13 protein-coding genes are annotated in these 13,044 nt (G+C 57.7%); 3 read left to right on the top strand and 10 right to left on the bottom strand.

Annotated elements, in window-relative coordinates; all coding sequences use genetic code 11:
- Positions 1-68: 68 nt before the first annotated feature.
- Genes IH615_RS11355 through IH615_RS11345 form a run of 3 tightly spaced genes read right to left on the bottom strand, consistent with a single transcriptional unit; the run spans position 69 to position 1,564 of the window.
- Entirely contained in the window at positions 69-422 is a 354-nt protein-coding gene (locus tag IH615_RS11355; RefSeq protein WP_291361983.1) for a hypothetical protein, read from the bottom strand.
- A 53-nt stretch (positions 423-475) separates the two neighbouring features.
- Complete coding sequence (locus IH615_RS11350; protein ID WP_291361982.1) at positions 476-841, bottom strand: hypothetical protein; 366 nt, start codon at positions 839-841, stop codon at positions 476-478.
- A gap of 12 nt (positions 842-853) precedes the next feature.
- Positions 854-1,564, bottom strand: coding sequence for a ParA family protein (locus tag IH615_RS11345; RefSeq protein WP_291361981.1), 711 nt, complete (start codon positions 1,562-1,564; stop codon positions 854-856).
- A gap of 426 nt (positions 1,565-1,990) precedes the next feature.
- On the opposite strand from IH615_RS11345, the gene mobC reads away from it, so the two are divergent.
- The 3 genes from mobC to IH615_RS11330 all read left to right on the top strand — a co-directional run bounded on the left by mobC (position 1,991) and on the right by IH615_RS11330 (position 5,141).
- Positions 1,991-2,434, top strand: coding sequence for a plasmid mobilization relaxosome protein MobC (gene mobC, locus IH615_RS11340; RefSeq protein ID WP_291361980.1), 444 nt, complete (start codon positions 1,991-1,993; stop codon positions 2,432-2,434).
- 293 nt (positions 2,435-2,727) lie between these two features.
- Positions 2,728-4,899: a hypothetical protein gene (locus IH615_RS11335; RefSeq protein ID WP_291361979.1), complete on the top strand. Its 2,172-nt coding sequence runs from the start codon at positions 2,728-2,730 to the stop codon at positions 4,897-4,899.
- 14 nt (positions 4,900-4,913) lie between these two features.
- Positions 4,914-5,141: a hypothetical protein gene (locus IH615_RS11330; protein ID WP_291361978.1), complete on the top strand. Its 228-nt coding sequence runs from the start codon at positions 4,914-4,916 to the stop codon at positions 5,139-5,141.
- 30 nt (positions 5,142-5,171) lie between these two features.
- Here the strand turns inward: IH615_RS11330 and IH615_RS11325 are convergent, their stop codons facing one another.
- The 7 genes from IH615_RS11325 to IH615_RS11295 form a co-directional block, all read right to left on the bottom strand.
- On the bottom strand, positions 5,172-7,307 hold the full coding sequence (locus IH615_RS11325; protein ID WP_291361977.1) for a type IV secretory system conjugative DNA transfer family protein: 2,136 nt from the start codon (positions 7,305-7,307) through the stop codon (positions 5,172-5,174).
- Positions 7,291-8,316, bottom strand: a complete 1,026-nt coding sequence (gene virB11 / locus IH615_RS11320) for a P-type DNA transfer ATPase VirB11 (RefSeq protein WP_291361976.1) — start codon at positions 8,314-8,316, stop codon at positions 7,291-7,293. Before virB11 ends, IH615_RS11325 begins: the two co-directional genes overlap by 17 nt.
- Positions 8,316-9,575, bottom strand: coding sequence for a type IV secretion system protein VirB10 (virB10, locus tag IH615_RS11315; RefSeq protein ID WP_291361975.1), 1,260 nt, complete (start codon positions 9,573-9,575; stop codon positions 8,316-8,318). Before virB10 ends, virB11 begins: the two co-directional genes overlap by 1 nt.
- Positions 9,575-10,378, bottom strand: a complete 804-nt coding sequence (locus IH615_RS11310) for a TrbG/VirB9 family P-type conjugative transfer protein (RefSeq protein WP_291361974.1) — start codon at positions 10,376-10,378, stop codon at positions 9,575-9,577. The genes virB10 and IH615_RS11310 overlap by 1 nt, the downstream gene beginning before the upstream one ends.
- 2 nt (positions 10,379-10,380) lie before the next feature.
- Positions 10,381-11,070, bottom strand: coding sequence for a virB8 family protein (locus IH615_RS11305; RefSeq protein ID WP_291361973.1), 690 nt, complete (start codon positions 11,068-11,070; stop codon positions 10,381-10,383).
- A gap of 18 nt (positions 11,071-11,088) precedes the next feature.
- Positions 11,089-12,111, bottom strand: coding sequence for a type IV secretion system protein (locus IH615_RS11300; RefSeq protein ID WP_291361972.1), 1,023 nt, complete (start codon positions 12,109-12,111; stop codon positions 11,089-11,091).
- 208 nt (positions 12,112-12,319) lie between these two features.
- Entirely contained in the window at positions 12,320-13,042 is a 723-nt protein-coding gene (locus IH615_RS11295; RefSeq protein ID WP_291361971.1) for a type IV secretion system protein, read from the bottom strand.
- Positions 13,043-13,044 lie beyond the last annotated feature (2 nt).

Here is a 13,044-nt window from a genome sequence, read left to right as displayed (position 1 = left end):
AGGTTGGCCTCGCGAAGGCCGGAACGCGCTAACCAAATAGCGCTGTAGAGACGGCCGGAGCGTTTGACTCACGTTGCCTTAATTTCCTTCAAGCCGAGCATGGACCAATGATCCAATGACTTTCTCAGAGTGGCTTCCACAATGCGCGGCGTTTCCACCCATGACAGATGCATAGTCATTCGGCAGATAAAATCGCCGCCATTCAACAGGCAGTCGTCAACGCTAATGCTCGACGAGTCGCCAGCCTCGGGTTCAGGCCAGTCGGAAAACTGAAAGAGTGCGGCTAGGGCTTCCGGGCCGGTTGGCCAGGTAGTTGCCGGCGGCCTTGGCGCCATTTGCGCTGCCATCCCGTTGACGGCTTGTGCGAGGGCCCCGCCGGCAAAATTCGAGTTGGTCATGATGGGGGACAGGAAGACACCCATTAAAAATCCGACAGCAAGCCCGGTGAAGAATAGGCGTCCCGATTTCATAACGGCTAGAAGCCATTCTTTTCGAGATACTCATCGAGCGCTGCAATGACGATCTGAACGCGCGGCACCTTTGATGCATAATTGGCGGCATCGAGCCGTGCCTTCAACTCAGGCGCCAGGAGGAGGTTGACCGCCCCTTTTGAGTTCGGTCGTTCAGCAGCCTTCAGATCAAACAGCGAACCCTTCTTTATGTTTGCTGCGGGGTAGGTTCTCGTCGGAGGGGCCTCTTCGATGACATCGCCAGCATTGGGCTCGGATGACTGCGCCGCCTCGCGGGGCGGAGACGCCGGCTGGCCTTGAGGGCGCATACTGGTAGCCGGCCTGCGGCGCATGGTGGGAACGCTATCGAGCAGTTCGTCTTTACCTGCCATTTTTTGGCTCCACTAGGCATTGATCTTGATTTTGTCGACGGCAAGGATTTCGTCGAATTCTTTGACGAACCTTTGGACCTCAAGTCGGGCTTTTTTGATCGTCGGATTGGGGTCGATGATTTGAAGCGGACCTAAACCGTTTCGCAGTTCCTTGTAGATGTTGCGCGAATAGAGTTCGGTTTTCAAAATCCGTGTCGAGTAGCCATCTGCTTGGAGTTTGACGATAAAGTTGTGCAGGGTGGCATAGGCCGACAGCGACTTTTGGACTTCCGCCAGCTCGGTGACATAGGTGACGTGAGGGATTTCTAGTCCAAGTTCGTCGCTCACCTGAGCCACTTCTGCCGCAACAGTCGCCATTGCCTTGACTTCATCGCGGCCAATTTTGACCGGGGTCGCTACAATATCGGATTGGCGCAGCACTTCTTGGTTCACGGCGCCCTCGGTGCCTGGGGCGTCGATAATCACGTAGTCGAATTTGGTCTGAGCGAGTTGTACCTCACGGGCAACCGCAGCTTTGGTCAACGCCGTGGTGACTGTCATAAATTCTGGACCATTGCCACGGCGTACGGACTCGGAAAACCAGTCAGAGAACCGCTGTGTCGGGTCGGCATCAATGACGAGCACATGGTTCTCTCGAAGCGCGTATTCGCCAGAGATCAGGATCGCGCCGAGGGTTTTCCCGACCCCGCCCTTGCCACTGACAAACGAAATTACCTTCGCCATCGCTCTTCCTCGCGTCGTGCCGCACAAAACCGCTCGCAATACCCTTTGATCCAATGGTGACCTGGTAGATCCAAATCCTGCAGGTCTGCGAGCATGGTGATCATGATAATGCCATTTAACCAGTTGGGCAAATCTGCATGTCTGGTTTGCTGGTGAATTGGTGCTTTGCATTTCACCAGCTTGTATCGAACCAGTTCACCAGAAAACCACGAAGGCTTGAGGTTCACGCCAGGGCGTCTTTGGGCCCCCTCCTTATGACGTCTGGCGATGTGGTTTTCACAGAGCGCCTTGAAGTTATTTGGAGGATTAAGGTCTACGTTTTTTTTGGCAGGATACGCATGTTTGTGGTACAACCTGCTGACGATCGAGGGACCTGCCCTCGATTTAGCCCGCTGGCGGGCCGTTGTAGGCAAGGCAGAGCAGTAAATGGTCCGACGCAAAGGATCTGCGAGCGAGAGCGATCGAGCGGCAAAGGCAAGCGTCCGGCGCGACCCGATTCGCGAGAAATCCAAGTCGCAAGTGGTGCGGGTTCGCGTTAGCGGTAACGAATTGCAGCAGATCGAGGCGGCGGCGGAAGCGGCAGACTTGACCGTTTCGAGTTTTATCCGGTCCCTGAGCCTCGAGGGCGCAGGGGTGAAACCCTTCCTGTCCTATGAGGACAGGCTGGTTTTCGCAGCATTGGCAGAGGAATTTCGCGCCGTTGGGGTCAACCTCAATCAGATTGCGCGGGCGATCAATGCCAAGCGCGAGGTCCATCCAGACGAGGTCTTGATGGCCTTAGGCAACGTCCTGACCATGATGGGGGTCGTGGGTTTTGAGGTTCGAGAGCTTGCTAAGCGCGGTCCAAGCCGACGCCGGGAGACCGTGTGATGGACTTGGCAGGCTTCGGAACTGCGGCAAGCCAGCTCCGGGAACGGTTGCGCGCCGAGGTAGAGGACGAGCGCCGGCGCAAACGCTTGATGCAACTCCAGGATCAGGCTGCCCCAAAGAGGTCTGGCGGGGTTAGCAGTGGGTACAGCGGCGGCGGACGATCTCCAAGCAAGCCGATGGCGCAGAGCGCGCCTAGCAGGCCCACGGCCCTGCGATACGCGGGCATAGCGAAGGGGAGTCAGTCCGCCGTAGTGAAGCTGGCATCCTATGCTGGCGGCGCGAGAGCAGGGGCCATGCTGGATTACGTGTCGCGCCAAGGTAGTTTGCGCGTCGAAAACGAGCGGGGTGAAAAGCTGGCTCTGGCCGGGGACAGGGCCAAGGTCCTCGAAGAATGGGAGCCGCTTATGGATAATCGCGCCCATAGCAAGGACATGGCCAGCCTCTCCCTAAAGCTCCGGGGCGACTTCGCTGGATTATCGGATTTGGAGTTGCGTGAGGTCGGACGGTCAACACTTCATGGCCTTGTGTCGTCGCGCACTGAAGAGGGCGAGGATCGTCACAGCTTCGCGTTCGGTATCGAGCGGCAGGGCGACGGTGCGGCGGTCATGACCGGCCTGATGGTGTTGCGCAGTACCAGCGGTGTCCGACGCACGCCCGATGCAAAGGGCGAGGGAATGATTGCCCGCGCCATTAGTCAAAACAAGCTCGACCTGCCGGCGCAGCCCAGCAATTTTCGGTTCGGCGGCTACGGGAACGGTGTTGAATACGGCACCCATAAACTGCGCGATCTGGTCAAGCAGTTTGACGGCGGCGTCACAACTGATCGTGGGCGCGCCATAGCGGATCAGAAGCAGGCTGGTGACTTGGTGCAGCGCGAGTGGCGCAAGGAGCTGCATAGTCGGGCCCCGCGCGATGTGATGCATGTCATCATGTCTGCCAGGGCGGGGACCGATCCAGAAGCGTTCGAAGGCGCCGTGCGGAGCTTTATGGCGCGGACTTTCGGGGAGCAGGGACACAGGTATGTTTTTGCCATGCACGACCCCGCGACCGATCCGAAAGCTGCTGACGACGGCGGTAAACGGCCCCACGTTCACGCCCATGCGATCATCACCACCAAAAACGAGCATGGGGAGCGTCCGCGGATTGGGCCCGCGACCTTCCGGGATTGGCGGGAAAATCTGGCGGAGCATGCGCGGCAAAACGGCATTCAGATGGAAATGACGGATCGGCGCGATATCGCCAGTGCGCCGGCATATACGAAGAACCAAGTCCGCCCGGTCAGCCGGAAAGGACGCACGGAACACGAAGGGACGAGCCGACCGGCTCATGCCCGCTATATCGCCAAACGCGAAGGGGCGCGTGTCTATGCGAGCAGTCCGCAGAGCCAGCAATATCGCACCGAGGCAGTCAGCACCTGGGGCGCTTTGGCGCTATCTGCCGATAACCAAATTGCAAAGTTCGCCCGTGCTCAAGTCGAACAAATCCGGGGCATTGAGATCCAGCGCGCGCAGGTCATCAACCTTGATGAGCGTCGCCAAGCTTCTCCCGCATTTACCAAGCATATGGTATCGTTGATGGCACTCATTTCGGAGGAATCCAGCATGGCCGACGGCGCACAGCAGGATATCAGAACCAGGCCAGAATTTGAGCAATATGAGAAGGCCGTTGGGGCCGCGATCTTCAAGGCAGAGCGCGAGATAACCGACCCCGAGGAGCGCAAGGCGCTTGATGATCTCACTCAGTCGGTGCGCGAGGTTGTCGAAGCTAAGCGCGCCGTTGTCGAAACTGCGGCCGAGCTGGTCGAACATGCGGAACTACGGGCTCAAGGCGTCGATGTAGACGAGGGTCGCAGGCAATATCGTGAGGCCGTCGAAAAGCATGGTGCCGACGACGTCGATGCCGGCATTGCGCTATTGAAGAATATGGATCGCGCGCAGGATGCCTGGATAGAGGCGGGAGAGCCGAAGGACCCAGATCACCCGACAACCGCCATTTTCTCTGCCGAGCTGTCGGCCGTCATCAACGCAGCGCGCGACGGAAACACATATCTGGCTGAAGTCGTGCAAGAAACAGAGGCCCTACGCGAGCTCGAGCAGGAAAATGAGCGCGGGGACGAGCCGGCCGAAAGCGATGGCAGGGAGGGCAAATCCGATCCACTTCAAGCCCCAGAGGGGAATGCGAAGACGAGTGGGGATAGCCAGTCTGTAACCACGACTGATCGGCAGGTTGCAGAACCGGGCTATCAGTCCGGGGAACATCACGACGACCGCGAGGCTAACGACAATACCCGTCAGTTGCACGAGCAGCAGATGCGCGTCGATCGAGCAAAACAATCCGCTGACAAGAGCAAGATCGAGCAAGAAGCTCGCAAAGAGCAGACGAACAGCGACCCAGCTCGTCAACAGGTTCCGCGCCAGAGTGAGCAGCAGCGCCAGCGTGATCGTGACGATGACTTAGATCGATAGGGGGTTCGCATTTCATGAGCGATCAGCAGCAGCATAATTGGGCGGCCCAAGAGCAACAAAATGCGGATATTGCTGCCCGCAATCGGCGAGCTCGCCGTGAAAGCGCCGCCTGGGATAAGGCTCATCCAGAAGAGGCGAATTTGAAGGGGTGGTTCGCCCTTATTGCAATTGTAGTGGGCGCGCTAATCATGCTTTGGGCGCACTACGGCCCCATCATTCGAGACGCGATCTACGGCGCGTAGCAAAGGAAGAGGAGCCAACGGGCCCCTTTCTTAAGCGGGAGCACTGGTCGCTTCGGTGGCGCTTGTTTCCTCAAGTGATAGCCGAAACAGATCCTCAACAGGGCGGCGACGAGGTTTTCCGATTTTGGTGACGGCCACGTCGCCAGTTGCCCTAACCTTGGCTTTTACGATCTCGACAGTCGCGACCTTGCGCTCAAGGCCCTCATCGGTCACGTCACGAATTTTCTTTGCTGCCCGCACCTTTACCTGTCGCGACGGGACAATTTTGGCGGCAGGCTTTTTTAGGCGGGGCGATCGCTTGACTGTCTTCGGGGTTGTCTCCGTCGCACCGATATCGGCCACATTGCTCTCTGCAGCCGGTTCTACGGCTGGAAGGACAGCAACATCTGGCGCCTCGGGCGGCTCAGATTGAGCAGGCTGTTCCGCTGGTGCAGTTGACGGCGGGGAAACGATAGGTTCGGGCTCAACCTGACTCTTGCCATACCCTTCAGCTAGGGCCGGAACAGGAAGCCGCTCGCGAATTTCCACGTGGGGGACTTCCGGTCGATGCGCTTCCCCATAAGCGGCCGCTGTCTGGAAAGGCTCCATCTTAAAAAAGCGGACCTTCTTGGCGCGGACAGGTTTTTGGCCTTCCACGAGCAGCACCAAATCTGTCTCAGGTAGTTGGCGGACCTCTTGGGGCATCATCAGATCGCGATCACGCATCTGCTCAATGCGAGTCCGCCGGTTGAGGCCCATAACCTCAATCTGACGGGATTCTGTTTGGTAGCGGATTGTCTGCTTTCCAAGCGCCCTTGAAACATAGTCGGCCGTGGCCTGGTCGTTGGCGCCGAGGACGAGCTGATAGCCGCAATTGCCCAGCAAAGAATGCCGGGCTGTCTCACCGTAGATTTCATCCAAGTTTTTCAAATCCTGGATGACGAAGGCCATCTTGATCTTATAGCCAGCCACATATGGCAGCTTGTTCATCACCTCGTCGACGCGACGGAGCTGGCGAAATTCATCGAGCAGAAACAGCATCGGGATCGGGTTGGGCCGCAGTTCCCGCGTCAACAGATCCATCGTCTGCTGGATGAACAGCGTCAGGAGGGGCTTGAGCAGGGAAATGTCGGTGATTGAAGGAGCCAGATAGATGCTCACCGGCCTTTGTTGAAGCCCAGCCAAGTTTATGTCGGTCACCGAGGTAGCGGCCACGATGCGTTCGTTCATGAACGGCTTCATTGCCTTCTGGATGTCGATCAGCGCCGACGCGGCCGCGCGATCGGAGAGGGCGAGGTACGCATTGAAGCTCTCGATTGTGAAGCGCGATAAATAAGGCTCTGCCGCGATTATCGCCCGTAGCAGCTCCTGCAGGTTCACGCCGCAATTGAGCAGGGAATTGACCTCGCCAAAATTGCGCCGGCTCTCGTAAAGCGGGCTTTCCAGCATATAGCTGATAATCCCGCCGATGACCTGTTGCGCCAGCCCTTGCCAAACCGCGTTGTTGGAATCGGATTGCTCAGGAATGAGGATCGAGGCGATATTCTGAATGTCGGTGGTGCGCGTTCCCCGGTCTTGCCGCACAAAATCGAGTGGGTTGTAGCGATGCGTTTCGGCGGCGCCAGGAGAGAACAGGAAGACCTGGTTGCCTTGCTTCCGGCGATAGCCGGCCGTTGCGGAATACACTTCACCCTTTAGATCGGTGACGATCATCGATCCCTGATGTTGCAGCGCGTTCGGGATCACATAGCCGGCGCCTTTGCCAGATCGGGTAGGGCCGATCACCAAATGGTGCCGATCGTCATCACGACGAAGGTACTTGCCAGCGACGACGCCGAACACATGGCCCTTTTTACCAAACCATTTGCCCATCCGAAGGTCTGGCATGGTCTGGAAGGATGCATCACCCAATGGGTTCTTAGGTCTGCGCAAGCCGACGGCGCCGACGATGCCGGCGACGAACAGGGCAGGGAGGGCCGCCATTCCAGCAACACCCTGCAAAGCGGTGTTGGTGCGGAACGCATAGAACTGTTCAGCGGCGATCAATGGCCGCTCAGCCAGTGTAAGCATGAGAATATTGGGATCATCGTAGACACCCCACATGATTGCGCCATAGGCCAGCAACCAGACGGCAAACGCGATGACGAGACAAAGCAGCCCCAGGAAGACCTTATACAGCATGGTCATGCTGCCGCGCGAAGAAGATCTCGGAAACGCCGCGCTTGCCGCCGTCGCGCCGAAGCTGGATCACGACCGGGATAACCATGTGCAGGTATGACAGCAAATCGGCTTTACTGAACGAGCCTGCCATGCCGCCCTGCATGATCATCATCACCAGCTGCTCATAAGCGCCCTGGGGGGTATCCGCGTGGACTGTCGACATCGAGCCAGGGTGCCCGGTGTTGATGGCGCGCAAGAAGGTGAACGCCTCTGCACCACGAATTTCGCCGACGAAAAGCCGGTCTGGTCGCATACGCAGAGAAGATTCGAGCAGGCTTTGAATCGTGACATTGGCGGTTCCCTGATCGCCCTTTGAGGCGATCAAGTGAACGACGTTTTTTTGGGTTGGGAACAGCTCGCGCGTATCCTCGAGCGTCAAAATTCGCTCGTTGGGATCGACACTCTTGAGGCACGCATTGAGAAATGTAGTTTTCCCGGTCGACGTACCGCCACTGATCAGGATGGAGACGCGATTGCGGATGGCGGTATCAAGAAACTCATAAATCCGCTGCGCCTGAAGATGGCCGATTAAGTCGTGATCGAGCTGTGAGAGCCCGCCAAGCGAAACGGCAACCTTGTCGAGCGAGCCATTGTCCCGGTATTCCTCCAGGGTAAAATGCTGGGTCACTTGCTTTCGGATCGAGAGCGTTCCGCCATCGGGGGCGGCCGGCGGCAAGACGACTTGAATGCGCTCCCCAGTTGGCAGGGCGGCGCTCAACAAAGGCCTTTCACCGTTGACGAACTGGTTGGTATAGGCAGCGACCCGCTGCGCTATCTGGCTGATCGCCTCTGCCGTCATCGCCGGAATGGAGTGAAACTCCATATGGGCTTGACCTATGCGCTCGACGAAAACCTGACCTGGCTTGTTGACGGAAATTTCAACGACGGCCGGGTCGTCGAGCAGGCCTCGAATGGGCTCCAATGCCTGTTCGACAACATAGAGCAGGGTTGGCAACATCGATGTGGCTGAGGACATTATCTCCGCTCACTAACGATTTGGCGCATTGCCTCCGTTATAGGGTCCTCGTACATCGCCGCGAACGAGAGGTCCTGGCGCACATAGACGAAAACCCGCTCGCCTTGATCTATGCTGATCGTCGGCTTGAGGTTTGCATTGGCCTGGATTTCGCTCGAAATGAAATCTGCCATGGTTTGAGCGACACCATCGGCCGCCTTTTGCCTGGCGCTACGCTCGTCATCGGCGCCGTCTTCAAATTCAGGCTCGCCGCTGGAATCGGTCAGGTAGTTGATGCCGCCGCCCAGAACCGACAGCATCAATGCCGAGGTGAAACGTTCCTTGAACTTGGTATCGACAAACCCGGTCATGCCGGCGCGGCCCAGGCTGTCTGAGCCCATAGAATTAAGCCGTACGGACACTCCATCGGAGCGGATCATGCGGGACCAGACCACGAATACCCGACTTTGGCCGCGGGTGACTTCGGACTGGTATTCCCCAATCAGGCGAGAGCCGATCGGGATCAGAATGCGGCGGCCATCGAACGAATAGACGTCTTCATTGACCATAGCCCGGATTTGCCCCGGCAGGTCGCTATTGATGGCAGTTTCGAGCAGGCCCGAAATCATCGTGCCTTCGGGCACAAGGGCGTCAATCCGCTCAAGAGAGCGTGCGTTTGCGCTACGATCCTCTTGAGAAATTGAGCTTGCGAGATATTGGCTTGCTGAATCTGTGCCCGATACAATCGCAGGCGGCGTGGCATTGCCATCGAAGGCTGCAGGTTCGGACAGGCCCTTATCGGGCGCCGAAACGTCCATCACGACAAGGCCGGACAGGTAGCGCTCTGGAAATTCCTCTTCGACCACTGGTGCCGGCTCTTGCACGATCAGCGTAGGCTCAACCATTGGTGGCGGCGGAACCATGGGAGGGGGCGGGGGTACGGTAAATTCGGCTACATCTGGCTCAGGCTCGACAGCCTCAACCGGTGGAGGGGGTGGCGGTATGACAACGATATTCGATTCGACTTCCGGCTCAAGAGTAGCTTCTTCTGATTCTCGTACGAACCCAGGTGGGGAGAATGTCTCGGTATTGAAGGCTTCTTCCGATTGGAGCATGTCGCGTGGTGCGGTGTTCCCCGCCGCAAAGTTGAGATAGAGAGCGCCAATCCCCACCAGACCCAGCAGGCCGAAGCCCAGGAGCTGCTTGCCTTTGACGCCCCGGTCAGCAACGACGCTTTCGCCGCTGCCCTGGAGAGCCTGCAGTTCAGGCGCGCGTTCCATCAGTTATTGCTCCCACTGCGCGTCGTCGCTTTGGTGTCGAGAACGGGCGCATTGATGTAGGGATCGGGCGCGGCGATATCGGGCACGCGAAGATTAAAGATGCAGGTCCATAGATCCCCTTCGCGCAGGGTAAATTGGGCCGCAGTGCCATCGACCACGATGTACTCCCCTTCACGCCGAAAATTCACCAGCGATTCCGTGAAGTCGAGGTTCACCTTGAAGATTGCCGGCATGCGGCCGGCGAAGCGGAAAAAGGTCATCTTGCCATCGTCAAAAACTTCGACGGGCTTGAGCGCATCCTGGCCCGAGAAGGAGTAGTTGATGTTGAGATTGGCCTTGTCGATGTTGCTGATCGCAGGGTTGGCTGCACGGATCGTGGCTTCCTCGCGAAGCACATCGTTGAGCGCATTTTCAGGGTAATTGAACTGGATCCCGAACACGTCGCCGTTGCCGGGCGCCTGGTCGATCAGCTCTAGAAAATAGATGCGCTTATCGGTGACGATGTTCAGGTTGGTGGGCACGTCGCGCGCGATCGGCTTGACGAAAAGGATGTTGCCCGCAGCTGCTGGGACGATTTGCCAACTCTCCGTATCACCTAACGACAGCGTCTGGAATTTTTCAGACTCGTCAAAAATGATCATGGTCGAAATGCCATATGCCGCGCGGACCTTGACCACATTGTTGGCCTGGTAGGTCACATGCGTGACGCGCTGGTCTAGACGGCCTGATTGCGGGGTCTGCGCCGCAAATCCCTGTGTCAGCATGCCGGTCAGGGCGCTCAGGATGAGGATGATACGCTTCATTGCTATTGGCTCCCGGCCGTTACGGTTTCTTGGTCGCGCTGGTACTCATAGACTTGGAATCCTAGCGGATTATCGAAGCGCCATTCCATGCGGAGGGGGGTGTCGGTGTAGCGGAAGCGAACCACGGAGATGTAGTGTTTGACAGTCAACTGGGCGGGGCCGGTTTCCGTGGTCGAGAAACGGACCAATGCAGTGGACGTATTGGGGAAGGTCACCGATTTGATTTCGACGGCCACAGTCCGATTGGTGCCGTACACCTTCGTCGGATTGGTCGGATTGGTATTGCTGTAAAGCCGGGTCAAATCGTCAGAGGCACGACCTGTCGATAGCAATTGCGCCAGACCGAAATTCTCCGATACGGCATATGGATCGTATTTTTCCCGGGCGCGGATATAGCGTACGACATTGGCTTGGGTAACGGCCTGCTGTTCGGTCAAGGTCGTGGTGCGGGTCAGCCCCGAAGTGACTTCCATGTAGCCAGTGGTTTTATCGACTTCCACGAAGTAGGGCTCAAAGGTCTTGAGCGGCATCAGCATTGCCAACACCAAGAGGCTGCACACCGCGACGAGACCGAGGATCATTGCGATAAGCCAGGCGACGACGCGCGAACGCCGATCGCGGCGCGAAATGTCCTCTTCCCAGCGTTGGCCGTCCTGATAGTAGGTCACGAGCCCTGAATCGGCTTTAGGCATTGGCAAAACCCTGATTTATCACCCGATGCGGGGTGTGCTGTTCTGTTTAATGGATTGGGCCATGTGCCGAGCCGCTGGCATCGAGCTGGACATTCTGTCGAGTGCATTGACGTTGGCATTCACGCCGGCCGAGACGCCCCGATATCCAAGCTTACCCGCCATTGTGCCCGTGGCCGTCCCTCTCCTGGCAGTCCCCTTCAAGAGGCCCCCAGTGGCGCCGGCCAGGTTCATCGCCTGCCCACCCGCGATGCTCGCTGCAATCGACTGCACGTTGAGCAACACGAAAGACCCGGCGATGACGATGAGAATGAAAGAGGCAAAGTCCGACATTTGGAGGCTGTTGGCCTCCATGGCCGCTTTCATCTTCCCAAGTTCGGGGGTTGCGGCGGCAATCATGAAGGCCGCGACCGTGTAGATGAACAGAGGCATGATGGCGTAGAGGATCACCTGATCGAGCCAGCCCGAGCCATATTTCCGGGTCTCCGGAAACAAAAAGCAGGCGATGAAGATCGGCGCAGTGCCCAGCAATACCCACATGGCGAGTTTGGCGAGGATGAGCAGTGCCAGGGCAATGGCTATGAATATGCCAGCGGCAATCCAGATGATCGCTGCCATCACTCCGGGTAAAATCGCCCAAATCGAGGTTTGCGCGGAATAGGCACCGGCGACCTCATTTGCGCTATGCCAAATATCGGAAAGTCCGCTCGTCGGTTCGCTTACGCCCGTGCCCGAGACGGTTAGGACAGCGCGTCCCGCATTTTCAGGAACGGTCGTCATCCATTCATAAAAGAGGGTGTTGAAGTTGCCCCAATTGCTCACCAGCAGCAGGATCAGGAGCATCCGGCAAACCCGGCCGACAATGTTGGCAAAGCTGGCGGAAGCCGTGCCCATCATGATCTGCAAGCCGTAATAGCCAACGTAGAGATAGAATGCGATCGTCAGCAGGGGCACGACCTCGCTGCCCAGAACGCCAAAGGCTGTCTCGCTAAAATTCGTGCCCGTATCGTCGATGCGTTGTAGCAGTTGGCTCAGAAAATCCATTCGACGCCCCTAGAGAGCCAGAATTGCAGCCGCGGTTTCAGCCGAGTTGACTGGTGACATCGGCCCGCAGTCCTGCGGCTCGATCGCTGCATATGCCGATAGGTTGGCGGGGCGCTTGCATGGCGCGGACTTTGAGGGCGGGGGCGTCGTTGCGCACCCCGCCAGCAGCCCTGCCACAACAGCGAGCGTGACACCTTTCGAAAGCATCTTAGTTTTCGCTGCCGCGGTCATACTCAAGTCCTTTGGTGGTGTTGGAAATGTCGGTCAGCGTGCGAACGTTGTCCGCCTGCAGCGACGACACGGCCCCGTTCATCACGCCGATCAACTCGTTGATGGTGAGGCCCGCTTGCACCTGCAACTGAGTGTTTTGGTCGATCGAACCCTTGATGTCCTCGGCTTGACCGATCTGTTGGCTGGCCTGCTCAAAGGAATCCCGGCGGTTCGTGACACCCTCTTGGGTACCCTTCACAAGCGCGGAAACGCCCATAACGGTGTTCATCAGCTGCTCGTAGGATTTGTCCCCGGCAAAGTCGGAATTGTCTTCTCCCGACAGCGATTTGACGAGTTTCATGCCGTTGATGAAGAGGCTCGCGAATGTGGCAATGTCGTCATTGCCCGACCCAAAATTTGGAACCCCGCCCGACATTATGCTCGAAAAGTCGGGCATCGAGCCGACGGAAAAACCGCTGCCAACGGCGAGGTCTTGCATGGGCTGCTGGACGCTTGAGCGGTCGCCGATAACCGCCTTTAGCGTGTCCTCGACGGTCGTCAGGATTTCCTTATTGGTATCGAGGATTTCGTTTGTCGTGCTGGCAGTGTCCCGCGCAATGCTGAGATTTTCGCGGTCAATCACTGGCACTTGGGCGGTTGCGGGAAAGGAGAGCCCCATCATTGCCGCGATGCTGATAAAGCCAACTTTCTTGATCGTCATTG

Origin of the sequence: Devosia sp., from assembly GCF_014860165.1 — a bacterium.
Lineage (GTDB): Bacteria > Pseudomonadota > Alphaproteobacteria > Rhizobiales > Devosiaceae > Devosia.
This window is presented reverse-complemented; position numbering and strand designations above follow the sequence as displayed.